This window comes from Brevundimonas sp. (genome assembly GCF_036963785.1).
In the GTDB taxonomy this organism is placed as follows: domain Bacteria; phylum Pseudomonadota; class Alphaproteobacteria; order Caulobacterales; family Caulobacteraceae; genus Brevundimonas.
Genome location: NZ_JBALUS010000003.1, coordinates 45,671 through 62,761 on the forward strand (window position 1 = coordinate 45,671; position 17,091 = coordinate 62,761).

General features: G+C 67.3%; 22 protein-coding genes. 11 read left to right on the forward strand and 11 right to left on the reverse strand.

Going from position 1 to position 17,091, the window contains the following annotated elements; genetic code table 11:
• Positions 1-20 precede the first annotated feature (20 nt).
• From ffh to rimM, 3 genes are all read left to right on the forward strand, one after another.
• A complete protein-coding gene (gene ffh / locus V7672_RS06905; RefSeq protein ID WP_335623863.1) occupies positions 21-1,544 on the forward strand; it encodes a signal recognition particle protein in 1,524 nt (507 codons plus the stop codon).
• Between the two features lie 28 nt (positions 1,545-1,572).
• Entirely contained in the window at positions 1,573-2,148 is a 576-nt protein-coding gene (gene rpsP / locus V7672_RS06910) for a 30S ribosomal protein S16 (RefSeq protein WP_335623864.1), read from the forward strand.
• 140 nt (positions 2,149-2,288) lie between these two features.
• A complete protein-coding gene (rimM, locus tag V7672_RS06915; RefSeq protein ID WP_335623865.1) occupies positions 2,289-2,813 on the forward strand; it encodes a ribosome maturation factor RimM in 525 nt (174 codons plus the stop codon).
• Here rimM and V7672_RS06920 read toward each other — a convergent pair.
• The 3 genes from V7672_RS06920 to V7672_RS06930 form a co-directional block, all read right to left on the reverse strand.
• Positions 2,810-2,986, reverse strand: a complete 177-nt coding sequence (locus tag V7672_RS06920; RefSeq protein ID WP_335624404.1) for a YegP family protein — start codon at positions 2,984-2,986, stop codon at positions 2,810-2,812. The genes rimM and V7672_RS06920 overlap by 4 nt on opposite strands.
• A gap of 110 nt (positions 2,987-3,096) precedes the next feature.
• Positions 3,097-3,915, reverse strand: a complete 819-nt coding sequence (locus V7672_RS06925; RefSeq protein ID WP_335623866.1) for an enoyl-ACP reductase FabI — start codon at positions 3,913-3,915, stop codon at positions 3,097-3,099.
• A 71-nt stretch (positions 3,916-3,986) separates the two neighbouring features.
• Positions 3,987-5,168: a cation:proton antiporter gene (locus tag V7672_RS06930; RefSeq protein ID WP_442889022.1), complete on the reverse strand. Its 1,182-nt coding sequence runs from the start codon at positions 5,166-5,168 to the stop codon at positions 3,987-3,989.
• Between the two features lie 163 nt (positions 5,169-5,331).
• Here V7672_RS06930 and V7672_RS06935 point away from each other — a divergent pair, with 163 nt between their 5' ends.
• Complete coding sequence (locus V7672_RS06935; RefSeq protein WP_335623868.1) at positions 5,332-5,841, forward strand: hypothetical protein; 510 nt, start codon at positions 5,332-5,334, stop codon at positions 5,839-5,841.
• 4 nt (positions 5,842-5,845) lie between these two features.
• Here the strand turns inward: V7672_RS06935 and fabB are convergent, their stop codons facing one another.
• The 3 genes from fabB to V7672_RS06950 form a co-directional block, all read right to left on the reverse strand.
• The gene (fabB, locus tag V7672_RS06940; RefSeq protein WP_335623869.1) at positions 5,846-7,063 is read right to left on the reverse strand and encodes a beta-ketoacyl-ACP synthase I; all 1,218 of its coding nucleotides are present in this window, start codon (positions 7,061-7,063) and stop codon (positions 5,846-5,848) included.
• Positions 7,064-7,143: 80 nt separating this feature from the next.
• Positions 7,144-7,674, reverse strand: a complete 531-nt coding sequence (fabA, locus tag V7672_RS06945) for a 3-hydroxyacyl-[acyl-carrier-protein] dehydratase FabA (protein ID WP_335623870.1) — start codon at positions 7,672-7,674, stop codon at positions 7,144-7,146.
• A gap of 79 nt (positions 7,675-7,753) precedes the next feature.
• A complete protein-coding gene (locus V7672_RS06950; RefSeq protein WP_335623871.1) occupies positions 7,754-8,341 on the reverse strand; it encodes an SH3 domain-containing protein in 588 nt (195 codons plus the stop codon).
• Positions 8,342-8,376: 35 nt separating this feature from the next.
• On the opposite strand from V7672_RS06950, the gene V7672_RS06955 reads away from it, so the two are divergent.
• On the forward strand, positions 8,377-9,363 hold the full coding sequence (locus tag V7672_RS06955; protein WP_335623872.1) for a 2-hydroxyacid dehydrogenase: 987 nt from the start codon (positions 8,377-8,379) through the stop codon (positions 9,361-9,363).
• A 24-nt stretch (positions 9,364-9,387) separates the two neighbouring features.
• Here the strand turns inward: V7672_RS06955 and V7672_RS06960 are convergent, their stop codons facing one another.
• Both V7672_RS06960 and V7672_RS06965 read right to left on the reverse strand, forming a co-directional pair.
• Positions 9,388-10,122, reverse strand: coding sequence for a HesA/MoeB/ThiF family protein (locus tag V7672_RS06960; RefSeq protein WP_335623873.1), 735 nt, complete (start codon positions 10,120-10,122; stop codon positions 9,388-9,390).
• Between the two features lie 48 nt (positions 10,123-10,170).
• Positions 10,171-10,602 carry a BLUF domain-containing protein gene (locus tag V7672_RS06965; RefSeq protein ID WP_335623874.1) on the reverse strand — a complete coding sequence of 144 codons (432 nt, stop codon included), beginning with the start codon at positions 10,600-10,602 and terminating at the stop codon, positions 10,171-10,173.
• Between the two features lie 159 nt (positions 10,603-10,761).
• Between V7672_RS06965 and hslV the strand changes: the two genes are divergently transcribed.
• The 6 genes from hslV to V7672_RS06995 all read left to right on the forward strand — a co-directional run bounded on the left by hslV (position 10,762) and on the right by V7672_RS06995 (position 14,835).
• Entirely contained in the window at positions 10,762-11,337 is a 576-nt protein-coding gene (hslV, locus tag V7672_RS06970) for an ATP-dependent protease subunit HslV (RefSeq protein WP_335623875.1), read from the forward strand.
• Between the two features lie 42 nt (positions 11,338-11,379).
• Positions 11,380-12,690, forward strand: coding sequence for an ATP-dependent protease ATPase subunit HslU (hslU, locus tag V7672_RS06975; RefSeq protein ID WP_335623876.1), 1,311 nt, complete (start codon positions 11,380-11,382; stop codon positions 12,688-12,690).
• Between the two features lie 156 nt (positions 12,691-12,846).
• Positions 12,847-13,557: a PAQR family membrane homeostasis protein TrhA gene (trhA, locus tag V7672_RS06980; protein WP_335623877.1), complete on the forward strand. Its 711-nt coding sequence runs from the start codon at positions 12,847-12,849 to the stop codon at positions 13,555-13,557.
• A 76-nt stretch (positions 13,558-13,633) separates the two neighbouring features.
• Positions 13,634-14,296 carry a polyhydroxyalkanoate synthesis repressor PhaR gene (gene phaR, locus V7672_RS06985; RefSeq protein ID WP_335623878.1) on the forward strand — a complete coding sequence of 221 codons (663 nt, stop codon included), beginning with the start codon at positions 13,634-13,636 and terminating at the stop codon, positions 14,294-14,296.
• On the forward strand, positions 14,293-14,682 hold the full coding sequence (locus tag V7672_RS06990; protein ID WP_335623879.1) for a hypothetical protein: 390 nt from the start codon (positions 14,293-14,295) through the stop codon (positions 14,680-14,682). The genes phaR and V7672_RS06990 overlap by 4 nt, the downstream gene beginning before the upstream one ends.
• 27 nt (positions 14,683-14,709) lie before the next feature.
• A complete protein-coding gene (locus V7672_RS06995) occupies positions 14,710-14,835 on the forward strand; it encodes a hypothetical protein (protein WP_260155554.1) in 126 nt (41 codons plus the stop codon).
• On the opposite strand, the gene V7672_RS07000 is transcribed toward V7672_RS06995, so the two are convergent.
• Genes V7672_RS07000 through V7672_RS07010 form a run of 3 tightly spaced genes read right to left on the reverse strand, consistent with a single transcriptional unit; the run spans position 14,836 to position 17,090 of the window.
• The gene (locus V7672_RS07000; protein ID WP_335623880.1) at positions 14,836-15,261 is read right to left on the reverse strand and encodes a hypothetical protein; all 426 of its coding nucleotides are present in this window, start codon (positions 15,259-15,261) and stop codon (positions 14,836-14,838) included.
• A gap of 54 nt (positions 15,262-15,315) precedes the next feature.
• Complete coding sequence (locus V7672_RS07005) at positions 15,316-16,083, reverse strand: ATP-binding cassette domain-containing protein (RefSeq protein WP_335623881.1); 768 nt, start codon at positions 16,081-16,083, stop codon at positions 15,316-15,318.
• Complete coding sequence (locus tag V7672_RS07010) at positions 16,080-17,090, reverse strand: hypothetical protein (RefSeq protein WP_335623882.1); 1,011 nt, start codon at positions 17,088-17,090, stop codon at positions 16,080-16,082. Before V7672_RS07010 ends, V7672_RS07005 begins: the two co-directional genes overlap by 4 nt.
• Position 17,091 lies beyond the last annotated feature (1 nt).

The window sequence follows — 17,091 nt, forward strand, 5'->3', positions numbered from 1 at the left end:
CGCCATGACTTGAGGTTCTGATGTTCGAGGCTCTGAACGAGCGACTGACAGGCGTCTTTGACCGGATCACCGGTCGCGGCGCCCTGTCCGAAAAGGACATTGCCGAGGCGATGCGCGAAGTGCGCGTGGCCCTGCTGGAGGCCGACGTCGCCCTGCCGGTGGTCAAGGACTTCATCGCCTTCGCCAGCGAAAAGGCCAAGGGCGAAGAGGTCATCCGCTCGGTCAAGCCGGCCGATCAGGTGGTCAAGATCGTCTATGACGGCCTGATCGAAATGCTGGGCGGCGAGGAGCCGGTCGGCATCAATCTGAACGCCACCCCGCCCGCCGTGATCCTGATGGCCGGCCTGCAGGGGTCGGGCAAGACCACCAGCTCGGCCAAGCTGGCGCTGCGTCTGACGAAATTCGATCGCAAGAAGGTCATGATGGCCTCGCTGGACACCCGTCGTCCGGCCGCCATGGAACAGCTGGCCAAACTGGGCGAGCAAATCGAGGTCGCGACCCTGCCGATCGTGGCGGGCGAGAGCGCGGTCCAGATCACCCGCCGGGCCCTGCAATCCGCGAAGCTGCAGGGCTTTGACGTCCTGATCCTCGACACCGCCGGTCGCATCACCCTCGATGAGGGGCTGATGAATGAGGTGGCCGAGGTCGCGGCGTTGTCCAAGCCGGTCGAGACCCTGCTGGTGGCCGACAGCCTGACGGGTCAGGATGCGGTGCGCACGGCCAAGGCCTTCCACGAGCGTCTGCCGCTGACCGGTCTGGTGCTGACCCGCGCCGATGGCGACGGGCGCGGCGGGGCCATGCTGTCGATGCGGGCCGTCACCGGCCTGCCGATCAAATACATCGGGGCGGGCGAAAAGGTCGATGCGCTGGACGTGTTCGATGCCCGCCGCGTGGCCGGTCGCATCCTCGGACAGGGCGATATCGTCGCCCTGGTCGAAAAGGCCAGCCAGGAGCTCGACCAGTCCAAGGCCGAGGCCATGGCCAAGAAGCTGGCCAAGGGCAAGTTCGACCTGGACGACCTGGCCGGTCAGCTGGCCCAGATGAAGAAGATGGGCGGGCTTCAGGGCATCATGGGCATGCTGCCCGGCGTGGCCAAGATGAAGGCCCAGATGGCCGATACCGGCGTCGACGACCGGATGATCGCCCGCCAGGAGGCCATCCTCAGCTCGATGACCAAGACCGAGCGCAAGAAGCCGGACCTGCTGAACGCCAGCCGCAAGAAGCGCATTGCCGCCGGCGCCGGCGTCGAGGTCCAGGACATCAACCGCCTGTTGAAACAGCACCGCCAGATGGCCGATATGGTCAAGTCGCTGGCGCGCGGCGGTCCCAAGAAGATGCAGCAGATGGCCGCCATGATGGGCGGTCTCGGCGGCGGACCCGGCCAGCCCGACATGGCCCGGCTGAAGGCCATGGGCGGCGGCAAGATGCCGGAACCCTCGGCCGATGAAATGAAGGCCATCCAGGACCGGCTGTCCGGTCTGGGTGGCGGCATGCCCCCCGGTGGACTGCCCGGCCTGCCCGGTCTGCCCACCAAGAAATCCTGACCCATTCCCCTAAAGAAAGAGACTGAAAATGCTGAAGATTCGTCTGTCGCGTGGCGGCACCAAGAAGCGCCCCTACTATCACATCGTGATCGCCGACAGCCATTCGCCCCGCGATGGCAAATTCATCGAGCGCGTCGGCACCTACAACCCGATGCTGCCCAAGGACGGCGACAAGCCGCGCGTCACCCTGAAGGCCGACCGCATCTCGGAATGGCTGGGCAAGGGCGCGCAGCCGACCGACCGTGTCGCCCGCTTCATCAGCCAGAGCGAGGACGAAGCCCTGGTCGGCAAGGTCAAGTGGACCCAGTCGAACAACCCGAACAAGGCCCAGCCCGGCAAGAAGGCCCAAGAACGCGCCGCCGAGCGCGCCCAGCGCGAAGCCGACCGTCTGGAAGCCGAAGCCGCCGCCAAGGTCGAGGCTGCCGAAGCCGCTGCCCGCGCCAAGGAAGAAGCCGAAGCCGCCAAGAACGCTCCGGCCGAAGAAGCGCCCGCCGAGGAAGCTCCGGCTGCCGAAGCCGCCGCTGAAGAGGCCCCCGCCGAGGAAGCTGCTGCTGAAGAGGCTCCCGCCGAAGAGGCCGCTGCTGAAGACAAGACCGAGGCCTAAGCCTCATCCGTCTACCCCGGCGCAGGCCGGGGCCCAGATGACAGGAAGGCGGTGTCCGCGAGCGGGCACCGCTTTTTTGTTGGCGGCGGGCAGCGTAAGGGTCTGGGTCCCGGCCTCGACCGGGACAATCGGAGAATGGCGTGAGCGACGACAGACTGATCCTGGTGGCCCAGGTGGGCGGATCGTTCGGCGTGCGGGGCGAGGTGCGGATTACCACCTTCACCGCCGAGCCCATGACCCTGCTCGAATACCGGACCCTGTTGCGCGCCGACGGCTCGACCGGCCTGACCCTGACCACCGCCCGGCCGGACAAGAAGGGCGTCGTCGCCCGCGCCGCCGAGGTCGCGACCAAGGAGGACGCCGATGCCCTGCGCGGCCTGAAGCTGTTCATCCCGCGCGACCGCCTGCCCCCGCCCGAGGAGGATGAATTCTATCTGGCCGACCTGATCGGACTGGAGGCCCGCGATGCGGCCGATACGGTGATCGGCTCGGTCCGGGCGGTGCAGAATTTCGGCGCCGACGACATGCTGGAAATCACCCCGGCCGGCGGCGGCCAGACCTGGTACCTGCCCTTCACCCGCGAGGCCGTGCCGGAAATCCACTCTGGCGAGGGCTGGCTGCGCGCTCTACGTCCCGCCGAGATCGGCGAACGCGAGCCAGACTAGCTATTGTCTTCGACCGGAGCAGCCGGGCCGTTCTTCTTGATCGAGTCGATCGCATTCTGGGCCGAGGCCTTGGACGCATAGCCCTCGGTCGAGAACATCACCTCGGAATTGTATTTGAAGCGGACCCGATACTCTCCGGCCTTGTCCTTGTAGATTTCGAACGCATGCGCCATGCCGGGCGTCTCCCTGATGCGATCCAGTGGAAGCAGATCGGTCACAGGCTGGCATGCCGTGGCCGCGAGGCCAACCGCAGAAATGCCCGGCTCCTGGCAGGGCGCCCGCTTCAGTCTTCCGAGTCGCCCAAGCCCATCATGTGGAAGCCGGCGTCGACGTGGACGACTTCGCCCGTGGTCGAAAAGCCGAGGTCGGAACAGAGCCACAGGGCGGCGCCGGCCACGCCCTCCATCGAGGTGTCTTCCTTCATGGCCGACATGGCGCGGCCCTGGGCGATCATGCCGCGACCGCCGGAGATCCCGGCCAGCGACAGGGTGCGCATGGCGCCCGCCGAGATGGCGTTGACGCGGATGCCCTTGGGCCCCAGGTCGCGAGCGATGTAGCGCGTCGCGGCCTCCAGCCCGGCCTTGGCCACGCCCATGGTGTTGTAGTTGGGGATGGCCCGTTCGGCGCCCAGATAGGTCATGGTGACCATGGCCCCGCCGTTCGGCATCAGCTTCGCGGCGCGTTTGGCGACATCGACGAAGCTGAACACCGAAATGTTCATGGCCAGCAGGAAGCTGTCGCGGGTGGTGTTGTCGACGAAGGAGCCCTGCAGCTCATTCTTGTTGGCGAAGGCGACCGAATGGACCACGAAGTCGATCGTGCCGAAGGTCTTCTCCAGCTCGGCGAAGGCCGCGTCCATGGAGGCATCGTCGGTCACGTCGGCCTGGACGATCAGTTTGGCGCCGACGCTTTCGGCCAGCGGACGCACCCGGCGCTCCAGCCCTTCGCCCAGATAGGTGAAGGCCAGCTCTGCGCCCTGGGCGGCCAGCTGCTGGGCGATGCCCCAGGCGATGGAGTTGGAATTGGCAACGCCGAGGATCAGGCCCTTCTTGCCCTTCATCAGGTCACCGGTGGGGAAGGTCCAGCCGCTGTCGGAAGCCATGGTCATCTCCTCGGAAATCAGGGCGGGAGGGTTAGCAGGGCCTCCGCCACGGGGAAAGCGTCTGTTTACGGTCAGTCCACGGTGCGCCAGCGCCGGAGCCGCTCCAGCAGGGGGTTGGCCGTCACCCCGTGAATGATGATCGAGGCGAGGATGACGAAGCCCAGAATGGCCCACAGTCGCTCGCTGGAGCCGAAGTCGCCGTGGTTGATGCCGTAGGCCACATAGTAGACCGAGCCGATCCCGCGGATGCCCAGAAAGGCGATCAGCAGCCGGTCCCTGAAGGGATGGGGTGAGCCGATCATGGCGATCATCCCCGCCACCGGCCGTACGATCAAAAGGATAGCCAGGCCGATGGCGGCATCCGCCCAGGTCAGCGATGAAAGCAGGCCATTGGCCAGCGCCCCGCCGAACAGCACCAGCAGAAGCATGATCAGCAGGCGCTCGAACTGGTCCGCGAAATGGTGCATTTCCTTGTGGAAGTCATTGTCGCGCTCCCAGGCCCGGATCGTCACCCCGCAAACGAAGACGGCCAGGAATCCGTATCCATGGGCAACCTCGGCGAGGGCATAGGCCATGAAGGTCGCCGCCAGCGCCACCAGCCCGTCGCCCAGGCGTGACAGCCCGGCCTTTTCGCTGGCGAAGATCAGCCAGCCCAGCCCCTTGCCGACCAGCCAGCCGACGCCGGCGCCGGCCAGCAGTTTCCAGAACACCTTGACCGTGACCCAGTCGGTCCAGCCCGCCGAAGTGGCCAGTCCGCCGAGGGAGGCCATGATCGCCAGATGGACGAAGGGAAAGGCGAGGGAGTCGTTGAGCCCCGCCTCCGAGGTCAGGCCAAAGCGCACCTCGTCCTCGTCGCCGGACTTGGGCGGCCCGACCTGGACATCGGCGGCCAGCACAGGGTCCGTCGGGGCCAGCGAGGCCCCCAGCAGCAGGGCCATGGCCAGCGAAAAGCCGAGGCCATACAAGCCCAGCGCCATGACACCGAGGATGGTCAGGGGCATGGCGATGGCCAGCAGACGCCAGGTCGAGTTCCAGCTGCGCCAGCCCACCTTGCGGTCCAGCTTCAGGCCCGCCCCCATCAGGCTGATGATGACCACCACCTCGGTCATGCGTTCGGTCACCGTGTCCCAGGTGCGGGGGTCGGGGTTGAATCCCAGCCAGCCCAGACTGAAGACCGCAACCCCCAGCAGGACGCAGACAATGGCCAGCGTCAGGGGCGTCTTTTTCAACCCGACCGGCGCCCACGACACCATCAGGACAACAGCGCCGAGGCCGAGCAGGAACAGGATGTAGGGGTCAGGCGGCGTCAGGGCATATCTCCGGCAGAGTCAGGTCTGGTAGATTGGCGCGGCGGCGGTGTGCTGGCTAGAGTCAGCTTTCCGGGTCCTGCGCCCGTCAGAGAAAGGCTTCAGCATCATGCGCGTTCCCTTTGCCCTGTCCGCTGCCGCGCTCCTTGCCGTCCAGGGCAGCGCCGCGGCAGCTCCGCCCCCTCGCCTGCCGATCGCGATCGAGGTTCTGGCCCTCGACGCCGCCACCCATGGCGACAGTCGCTATGTCGAGGGTCTGGTTGACCGGGCGGGCCGGCCTTCCGCCTGGTTTGAGTATGAGCCGTCACAGATCGAGCCGGGCAGTCTGGAGCGCTGTGCAGACAGCACCCTGTCCGGCGCCGTCCCCTGTATCCGCTACCATCTGGCGAACCAGAATCTCCGCGAGGTGAGGCCAGTGCATGTCGTGGTGGTGATCGGCGAAGGACCGCTGCCCCCCGTCCGGTGTATCGGCATCGGGGGCCAGGACCACCGCGCGGAGGTCCAGGCGATCACCGTCAACCCTGCGTCCCTGCGCTACGCGGGGAACGCCCAATACAATGAAGACCTCGGCGCCCTGGCCGGATGCATCACCGCCGCAGGCGCCGAAAGCGGCTGGTAGCCGGTCAGATCTTCGACAGGATCAGGGTGCCATTGGTGCCGCCGAATCCAAACGAGTTGGACATGACGTGGGTCAGTTCCCCGTCGTGGCGCTGGCGCAGGATCGGCATGCCCTCGAACTCGGGATCGAGATTTTCGATGTGGGCGCTCTCGGCGGCAAAGCCGTTCTGCATCATCAGCAGGCAGTAGATGGCTTCCTGCGCGCCGGCCGCTCCCAGGCTGTGGCCCGTCAGGGACTTGGTCGAGGAGATCATCGGCAGGCGGTCGCCGAAGACGTTGCGGACCGCGCCCATTTCCTTGGAATCGCCGACGGGCGTCGAGGTCCCGTGCGGGTTCAGGTAGTCGATCCGGGGATTGCCGGCCATCTCGAGCGCGATCTTCATGCAGCGCTCGGCGCCCTCACCCGACGGGGCGACCATGTCATAGCCGTCGGAATTGGCCCCATAACCGGTGACTTCGGCCAGGATGGTGGCCCCGCGCGCCTTCGCGCGCTCATAGTCTTCCAGCACAACGATGCCGGCCCCGCCGGCGATGACAAAGCCGTCGCGGGCGGCGTCATAGGCGCGCGAGGCGACCGAAGGCGTGTCGTTGAAGTTGGAGGACATGGCGCCCATGGCGTCGAACAGGTTCGACATGGACCAGTGGATGTCCTCGCAGCCGCCGGCGAAGACGACGTCCTGCTTGCCCCAGGCGATCTGTTCTGCGGCCGCGCCGATGCAGTGGGCGCTGGTCGCGCAGGCCGAGCTGATCGAATAGTTGATGCCCTTCATCTGGAACCAGGTGGCCAGTACGGCCGACGGGCCGGAGGCCATGGCCTTGGGCACGGCGAACGGCCCGATGCGCTTGGGGGCGCCCTTGTCGATGGTGATCTGGGCCGCTTCCAGAATGACCCGGGTCGAGGGGCCGCCCTCACCGACGATCAGGCCGATTCGCTCGTCCTTGATCTCGTCCGGGGTCATCCCGCTGGAGGCGAGGGCCTCCTCGAAGGCGATGTGGGCCCAGGCGGTGCCGTCCGCCAGAAACCGCGAGGCGCGGCGGTCCACCAGCTCGGTCCAGTCGCCGATCTTCGGCGGGGCCCAGACCTGGCTGCGGAATCCATGAGCGGTGTGGTCCGGGGCGGCGACGACTCCGGAGCGGGCCTGTTTCAGGGAGTCGGTGACCGCAGCGGCGCCGGTCCCGATCGATGAGACGATCCCCAATCCTGTAACTACGACGCGCCGCATGCTGTTTTCCTGATCCTGTCCGTTATTCCGCCGCGTAATCCGCGATCCTTCCGGGGTATTCGGTGGGGCGATAACCCCGACTATTCGGCCTTGGTGCCCTGGCCGCCGAACAGGCCGACCCGCATGTCCGTGGCGCTATAGATAGGGACGCCATCGGCTTCGAGAACCCCGTCGGCGATTCCCATGACCAGGCGGCGGTTAATGACCCGCTTCAGGTCAATCTTGTAAACGACCTTCTTGACGTCCGGCTGCACCTGACCGGTGAATTTGACCTCGCCGACGCCGAGGGCGCGCCCTTTGCCGGGCCCGCCGATCCAGCCGAGGTAGAAGCCGACCAGCTGCCACATGGCGTCCAGACCCAGACAGCCGGGCATGACCGGGTCACCGATGAAGTGGCATTTGAAGAACCAGAGATCGGGATGCACATCCAGCTCGGCCTCGACATAGCCCTTTCCGTGGGCGCCGCCGTCATCGTTGATCCGGGTAATGCGGTCGAACATGAGCATGGGCGGGGCGGGCAGCTGGGCATTGCCCGGGCCGAAGAGCTCGCCCCGGCCCGAGGCGAGCAGGGCCTCATAGTCGTAGGAAGACGGGCGTTCTGACTGGCTCAAGAGGGCCTCCGTATGCTGAGCGGCGGGCGTGGCACGACAATCGGCCCCGGTCAACCGGCAAGGGTTCGGCGAAATGGCGTCAGCGTCGGCGAGGCGCGGGTCCCGCTGGGCGGTTGGCCTCGCACAGCGGGGAGGCCTGGGTGCCGAACACAGAGGCCTCGCGCACCCAGCCCCGCACGCGGCCCGAGCGGACCTCGCACCAGCCCTCCTCGCAGTCGGTGATAGGCACCAGGGCATGGGGCGACAGTCGGGCCCGGATGCCCGCGTCATCGCGGCGCGCAGACCGGACCTCGATCGCGGCGTCGCCCCGGTTCAGCACCGTCCGGCGGCCCGAGGTGGTGCTGCGGTGAACCCAGACCAGCGAGCCCTCCGGGTCGCAGATCTTGCGCCATTCAAAGGTCTCGGCCACCACCTGCACCGGCAGGCCGGCGACCTGATAGGTCCACAGGATCTGGTGATCCAGCCCCGGCCCCTTGCGGGCGTGGACCTCATCGGCCTTGAGCGTGATCCAGCGCGGCACGGGATAGCTGCTGGGTGTCGGACGCCCGTCGGGCCGCACAGCCTGTCCCGACAGCATCACGAACAGGCAAAGCGCAGCCGCCGTGGCGCCGGCGATGCGGCGCCCCCTTTGGCCTTGGGTCAGGGGGCTGCTAGACACCCTTTCCATCCCGCTTCGATCCTCCAGTTCCAAAGTCCCCGCCAATGTCGAGCCGCAGACTTAAGGTCGTGTTAACCAGACGCCTGCCGGACGCGGTGGAAACGCGTATGCGCGAGTTGTTCGATGCCGAGCTGAACCTGAAGGACGAACCTTTCAGCCGCGCGGCGCTGGAAGAGGCCGTCGGCCGGGCCGAGGTTCTGGTGCCGACCATCACCGACACGATCGATGCCGATCTGCTGTCGAAAGCTGGCGAGCAGTTGAAAATGATCGCCAATTTCGGGGCGGGCGTGGATCACATTGATGTCGAGGCCGCAGTCGGACGCGGCCTGATCGTGACCAATACGCCGGGGGTCCTGACCGAGGACACGGCCGACTTGGCCATGGGGCTCATCCTCGCGGTCAGCCGACGCCTGGTCGAGGGCGCAGGCGTTGTTCAGAAAGGGGAATTTTCGGGCTGGACCCCGACCTGGATGTGCGGACGCAAGCTGTGGGGCAAGCGTCTGGGCATCGTCGGCATGGGCCGGATCGGCCAGGCCCTGGCCCGGCGGGCCCGCGCCTTCGGCATGCAGGTGCACTATCATAACCGCAAACCGCTGAGCCCCATGATCGTAGAGGACCTCCAGGCCACCTACTGGGACGACCTCGACGCCATGCTACCCCGCATGGACATTGTTTCCCTGAACTGCCCGGCGACGCGCGAGACCCATCACCTGATGGACGCGCGGCGGCTGGGCCTGCTGGCGCCCCACGCGGTTCTGATCAACACGGCGCGGGGCGACCTGATCGACGAGGCGGCACTGGCGGACGCGGTCGGCCGACGCGCACTGGGCGGCGTGGGACTGGATGTCTTTGAGCAGGAGCCGGCGGTTCATCCCGGCCTTCTGAACCGGCCCGAGGTCGTTCTGATGCCGCATCTGGGCTCTGCGACGCTCGAGTCGCGCCAGGACATGGGCGACCGGGTGATCGCCAACATCATGACGTTCCAGAATGGTCACAGACCCCCCGACCGCGTCATTCCGGCCATGCTGTAGCGCCTGAAGGACTCCGGCTGACCCTCAGCGACACACCGGACAGGCCGGGTCAGCGGCGATCCGCACGGTGCGCGACCGGCCGGTCAGGGCATCGTGGATCCACAGCCGTCCGGTCAGGGTTTCACCCGCGCCAGCCAGTCGCTTGATGGCCTCGAGCGCGACCAGACTGCCGATGAAGCCGGCCAGAGCCCCGATCACGCCGACCCGGGCGCAGGTTTCGGCATCGGGCGGAATGTCCGGCACCAGACAGCGATAGCAGGGCCGGCCCTCGAACACGGCCACCTGTCCGCTCCAGGCGCCGAGCGCGCCCGAAACCAGCGGCACCCGGGCCTGCACGCAGGCGGCATTCACGGCCATCCGCGTTTCGAAATCGTCCGTCCCATCAATGACCAGATCCCAACCGGCGACGCGCTGCGAAGCCGTGGCCGTCGACAGGCGCTCGGCGAAGGTCCGGACCTTGACATGGGGATTGAGGGCGGTCAGCCGCCGGGCCGAAACCTCGACCTTGGATCGGTCGACATCAACGGTCTCGAACTGGATCTGGCGCTGGAGGTTCGACAGCGAGACGGTGTCGTCATCCACCAGCCCCAATGTGCCGATCCCTGCCGCGGCCAGATACAGGGCAGCCGGACCGCCGACGCCGCCCATGCCCACGATCAGCACGCGCGCGGCCTTCAGCCGCTGCTGGCCGGGCCCGCCGACATCGGCCAGCACCAGATGGCGGGCATACCGTTCGATCTCGTCTTCGGAAAAGGTCACGGCCCTGTTTAGGTCGCGTCATGCGGGGAATCGACCCGCAATGTTCCGCTAGCCGTCGGTGCCGGTCCGCGCTGTGTCCGGGGTGCCGTCTCCCCGGGCACACTGGGCCAGAAGATCCTCGGCATGGTCAACCGGAACCCGGCCCTGGGCGAGGGCCAGCAGGTCCAGGGTCGTCGACCAGGTCTCGAAATGGCAGTGCGCCATGGGGGCGTCGAACAGGCGGGTTGCCACGGGGCGATCGGCGAGGATCGACAGATTGGTGTGGCGGGGATCGGTCCGCAGGCGCCCAAGCAGGCGATCCACGTCCATGCGCGACCCCTCAATGACCTGCACGATCCGCCCGGCATCAATGGCAAGCGCACCGGTCAGATGATCGCGACGGTTGTTGGCCTCGGACACACCCAGGACCTGGGCAACCGACAGCAGGCTGGTACCGAGCGAGCCCAGGGCCTCGCTCACATAGGTGATGCGATGGAGCATTGTTCTGCCTGAATGGGGAGAATAGCGGAGGTGGGGACGCTACACGGAATTGAATTCTAATGTAACGGTTTACATGGGCAAGATTATGGCCGTCATTAGTCTGTTACATTTCAGAACCTTGAGCTTGCGGGCGCTCAATCGCGGCCCCATTTGGGCAGAATGAGCCATACAGAGTCCTCCTCCGCTTCGCACGCCGGCCCGGGCTGGCACGGCACCACCATCCTCGCGGTCCGCAAGGGCGGCACCACTGTCCTCGCCGGCGACGGTCAGGTTTCGATGGGGCCGACCATCGTCAAGGGCGCGGCGCGCAAGGTCCGCACCCTGGCCGGTGGCCGCGTCATCGCGGGCTTTGCCGGAGCGACCGCCGACGCCTTCACCCTGCTGGAGCGGCTGGAGGCCAAGCTGGAGCAATATCCGGATCAGCTGGCCCGCGCCTGCGTCGATCTGGCCAAGGACTGGCGCACCGACCGCTATCTGCGGCGGCTGGAAGCCATGCTGCTGGTCGCGGACAAGACCTCGATCTTCACCGTGACCGGCGTCGGCGATGTGCTTGAGCCCGAACACGGGGTGGCCGCCGTCGGATCCGGCGGCAATTTCGCCCTGTCAGCGGCCCGCGCCCTGATCGAGAACACCGACCTTGATGCCGAAGACGTCGCCCGCAAGGCCATGGCCATCGCCGCCGAGGTCTGTGTCTACACCAACGGCAATCTGACCGTAGAGCGGCTGGACCGCTGACCCCCCTCGTTTTCGACCCGCTGTCTGACTATCTGCGAGCCCATGACTGATCTGTCCCCCCGCGAAATCGTCTCCGAGCTTGACCGCTTCATTGTCGGCCAGGCCGATGCCAAGCGTGCCGTGGCGCTGGCCCTGCGCAACCGCTGGCGGCGCAAGCGTGTGCCGGATGAGCTGCGCGACGAGGTCACGCCCAAGAACATCCTGATGATCGGGCCGACCGGCGTCGGCAAGACCGAGATCGCCCGGCGGCTGGCGAAGCTGACCGGGTCGCCCTTCCTCAAGGTTGAGGCCACCAAATTCACCGAGGTCGGCTATGTGGGCCGGGACGTCGACCAGATCCTGCGCGATCTGGTCGAGGCGGCCCTGATCATCGTGCGGGACCGGCGCCGGGACGAGGTCCGCGCCCAGGCCGAGCGGGCGGCCGAGGACCGGATTCTGGATGCCCTTGTCGGTGCCGGCGCCCAGGCGACCACGCGCGACGCCTTCCGCACCCGGCTGCGCAAGGGCGAACTGGACGACAAGGAAATCGATCTGGCGCTGGCCGATACGGCCTCGCCGATGCCCGGACTGGACCTGCCGGGCATGGCGCCGGGCGGCAATGTCGGCATGATCAATCTGAGTGAGATGCTGGGCAAGATGGGCGGCCCGCGCACCAAGACGGTGCGGCTGTCGGTCAAGGCGGCCCATGCGCCCCTGATCGCCGAGGAATCGGACAAGCTGCTGGATAGCGACAGCCTGGCGCGCGAGGCCGTGCATCTGGCCGAATCCGAAGGCATCGTCTTCATCGACGAGATCGACAAGGTGGCGGCGCGCCAGGACCGGGGGGGCGGAGACGTGAGCCGCGAGGGCGTTCAGCGCGACCTGTTGCCCCTGATCGAAGGCACGACAGTGGCGACCCGCTATGGCCCTGTGAAGTCGGACCATGTGCTGTTCGTGGCCTCGGGGGCATTCCATGTGTCCAAGCCCAGCGATCTGTTGCCCGAGCTTCAGGGACGACTGCCGATCCGGGTCGAGCTGAAGGCCCTGACGCGGGATGACTTCAAGCGCATCCTGACCGAGCCAGAGGCCAATCTGATCCGCCAGAACCAGGCCTTGCTGGCGACCGAGGATGTGACGCTGGAGTTCACCGACGACGCTATCGAGGCGCTGGCCGACGCCGCCGTCGCGGCCAACGGCGCGATCGAGAACATCGGGGCACGCCGCCTGATCACCGTGGTCGAACGGGTGCTGGAAGAGACCAGCTACAAGGCCGCCGACCTGTCAGGGCAGACGATCCGCTTTTACGCCGACGCCGTGCGCGAGCGGCTGGGCGACCTGACCGGCGACAGCGATCTGAGCCGCTACATCCTCTAGATCGCCGCGACATCCGGTGTGGCGCAACTGCCGCAGGGGGAATTCTTGTCGGCCGGGACGGAGCGGATTCAGGGTCGAGTCATTCCACTGACCTAGTGTCGGCCACAGTGACTGTCTCGACGCGTCTTCTTTCACGGCCTGAAGAAAGCACGGCCCATGACCCGGACACTGCCCACCCTGATCCGCCGCCTGATGCAGCCCGATGAGCTGGACATGGCCGAGCACTATGAGACGCGCGGCGAACGCCTGGCCGATCTGTGGGTGCATCTGGTGGGTCTGGGGCTGGCCGCGATCGGCGGCATTGTGCTGGCCGTCATGTCGTCGTTTTCGGCTGCGGGCGCGGGCCTGATCATCGCGACGGCGGTCTATGCCCTGTGCCTGATCGCCATGCTGACGGCCTCGACCGTCTATAATCTGACCCATCCGGGACCTGCCCGGCCGCTGCTGCGGCGGCTGGACGAGGCCGCCATCTTCCTGATGATCGCCGGCAGCTATACGCCCTTCACCACCCAGAGGTTCGAGGGGGCCTGGTCGACCGGCTTCACCGTGCTGATCTGGGCGCTGGCGCTGGGCGGTGTGGCCGCCAAACTGGTGCTGCCGCGCCTGTCCGATGCGATCTGGAGCACCGTCTATGTGATCTTCGGCTGGCTGGCCGTGCTGGCGCTCAAGCCCCTGCTGGATACGGTGCACCCGGCCGCCCTGACCCTGCTGGTGATCGGCGGGCTGGTCTATACTTCCGGCGTCTTCGTCTTCATCAGCCCAAAGGTGAAGTTCCGCCGGGCCATCTGGCACGGATTTGTGGTCGCCGGAGCCGGTGTGCACTGGGCCGCCATCCTGGTGGGCGTGGTGCTGGCACCCGCAACCTGAGCCCCGCGCGGTGGAGGCTGGCGTAAAGCGTCGGGCCGCGCGATAGTGACCCCGGTTTCACGACAAGGACATCAGCGTGACGGATGCCAAGCCCGGTGGCGACACGGTCGTCATCAAGAAGTATGCGAACCGGCGGCTCTACAATACCGCCACCTCTTCATATGTGACGCTCGATGATCTGGCCGCCATGGTGCGCGAGGGGATCGACTTCGTCGTCTATGACGCCAAGACCAATGACGATCTGACCCGGACCATCCTGACCCAGATCATCTTTGAGGAAGAAAGCCGGGGCGAGGCCCTGCTGCCCGTGCAATTCCTGCGGCGGCTGATCGGCTTTTACGGCGGTCAGATGCAGGGCGTCCTGCCCAGCTATCTGGAGATGTCGCTGGATTCCTTCTCCAAGCAGCAGGAGCAGTTCCGCACCCAGCTGAACCGGGCGTTCGGCACCGGCGCCGGCGCGGGCCTGATGGAGGACGCTGTCCGCCAGAATATGGTGATGTTCCAGAAGGCCATGACCCTGTTCCCGGGCTTCAACGCCTATACGCGCCCCGGAGCGGCCGAAGAGACCGCCGAGGCACCCGAGACCCCGTCCCGGGCGGCGGCGGCGGGCGGGACATCGGGCGGCGACCCGGCGCTGGACGAGATGCGCCGCCAGATGGACGAGATGCGGGCCCAGATCGAGCGGCTGGCCGAGGGCAGCACCCGCGGCGGCAAGAAGGGCGGATCGGATCCGGCATGACAGGGCGCATCCCGCCTGTAGGTCCGGCCCCGCCCGTCACGGGCGTCGTGCCGGACCGGCGTGAGGGCCGACGTCGCGAGGACGAGCGCCGCCAGGCGGACCGCCGGGCCGAGGGCCGCGCCCTGGTGCCCCGGGAAACCCCTGCCGGGGGCCCGGACGAAACTGCCGATCCGGCGGCAGGCCCTGCCGCCACCCCGCCTCCGGTTTCCCCACTCGGGACGGGGGCGTTCGAGGCCCAGATGCTGGGGCAGACGGGGGCCCGCAAGGGTCTGAGAGGCGGCCCGCCGGTGCTGGATGCCGCCCGTTCGGCCTATCTGGGCAATGAATACTCCGGCGCGAAAGACCGTCGCCCGCCGCCGGGCAAGATCGACAAGACCGAGGTCTGAGCGGCAGCCGGTTCTGCGGCATGACCCTTGCTGGATGCGGGCCCCCTGTCCCGTATCGGAGCCCGGATCATGTCTCTGGCCAATCTGTTTTCGTTTACCGCCCGTGCCACCGATGTGATGATCGTGGCCCTGGTGTTCAGCGTCTTCGGCTGATCAGGCGCCGCTGAAGTCGAGGTCCTTGCGGGCCGCGATGATCGTCACGATGAACCCGGCCAACACATCCAGCATGACCATCACCGTGATCAGGAAGAAGGTCGATGTGGCAAAGGTCGGGATCAGCAGGAACTGCACCAGGCAGACGACGAACAGGATCATCGACAGGGCGTGATTGACGATCGCCACCTTCTGGCTGGAGGTCGATTTCAGCAGCTCGAAGAACAGGAAGATCAGGCCGAGGAACAGGATCATGTCGCCCACGCCGACGCTCCAGCGCACACCCGAGGTCATCGGCAGGGAAAAGACCGCCTGGCGCAGCGAGGGATCGGCGCCCAGCGACGGATCACCGCCCATCAGCCCCGTCAGAACGACGATGTTGTAGAGCAGCCACGGCACGACCAGCAGCGGTACAGCAATCCACATGATCCGTTCCCTCCATGTCCGCAGGGCGGACGTCCGATCTGATAGTGGGACCTGTTAACCTTTACGGCAAGCCTGTTCCCCTGTGCCGTGTCCGTCACGGCCCGCACCGGAGCGGAGCAGGTCGATCGTTCGACGCTCGAACAGGCGGGGCTCGCGGGCGGCTTCGGCCAGTCGCTCCCGGTCCAGCGTCAGGGCGGCCCGGCCCTCGGCCAGCATCAACCCCGAATCGCACGCGGTGGCGAGGGTGCCCAGGTCGTGAAGCGCCGTGATCAGCGTCAGCCCGTCGTTGACGCGCCCCCGCAAGGCCTCCCGCAGATCGAACGCGGCCACAGGGTCGAGCCAGTTGAACGGCTCGTCGAGAATGGTCATCGGACGCCCTTCGACGAAGGCAAGGGCGATGGCCACGCGTTGACGCATGCCGGCCGAACAGTCCCCGACCCACCGTCGGCACAGGGCCCTGATGCCCAGGGCCGTGCCCACCGGGCCGAGGCGATCAAGGGCCACCTCTGCGTCTCCGCCCACCAGTTCGAGGAGATCGCGCACCCGCAGAGCCTCGGGCAACCGGTCGGCGGGGGGCGCAAACCCGAACTGCCGGGCTCGGGCCATCCGGTCCGCACCCAGGTCGACGCCCTCGACGAGGCAGCGTCCCTCGGCCAGCGGCAGACGCCCCGCCAGGGCCCGCAACAGACTGGTCTTGCCCGAGCCATTCGCGCCGATCAGGCCGAACCAGGCGCCGGACGGCACCGACATGTCGACTCCGCCGACCACCCGCTTGCCCGAGCGCTCGACCGACGCCTGTGTCAGCTCGACCGCGACGGTCATGCCAGCCGCCATGTGGCCGGGACGGACCGCCGGGCCAGCCCCCAGAGGATGGCGAGGACGACCAGCGGCACCGCGGGCGGAAAGGTCAGCCCGGCCAGCGCACAGGCCACCACGCAAAGGCCGAGGACAAGGTCGGCGATGCGTCGATCATGGACCCGGTAGGCGAGGACGCGCGCAGCCATCAGGGCGAGCGCCGCCGCACCCGCACCGGCAATGGCGAGACCCGCCATCCCCCGGGACAGGAGGACGGCCGCAGGGAGGGTCAGCGCCAGACACAGGAGCAACGGGCGGGCCTGCCGGCCGATGATCCGCCCTGCCGGGTATCCGGACAGGGTCATGAACCGCACCGCCGCATCATCGACGGTCGTGAGCATGAGCGCCGCCCCCGCGCCGAGAATCCCGGCAAAGGCGGCGCCGCGGGCGACATCGAAAGCCCCGAGCGCCGGAAGGATCAGGATCAGCATTCCCGCCGCCAGGGCCCCGGACACCGGTCGCCTCAGGAAGGCCTGCAGGGCTCTGGGCACAAGGTCTTTGGCCCGCGCGCCGGGCCGGGGCAGGACGGCCCGCACCCCATGTCCGAGAGCGGCCCCGGCCAGATAGGCCGCCGGGGCGACCAGCGCGGCGTCCGGCCTGCCGATCAGGGCCACCAGCAACACAAGGGCGCCCCCCGCCAGATGAAGCACCAGACCGAAGTCACGCCGGGTTACGCGGTGCAGTGCGTCGGCAGCCAGAACACCGTCAGACGCATGAAACGCCAGCCGCCGGTGAACCAGATCCGCCAGCCCCATCCCGACAAGGGCAGAGGCAATGCCGACCAGGCCGATGGCTATCGGAAGGGGACGGCCAGCCAGAAGATGGTGCAGAGCCACAAGGGCGATCACCGCCATTGCGCCCACGAACAACCGGTCACCCCGGCGGCTCAGGGCCGACCGCAGGCTGTTCCCGGCGATCATCCGGTCATGGCGGACAAGGGGCGAGCGCAAGGCGTCAGCGATCATCGTCTTCACA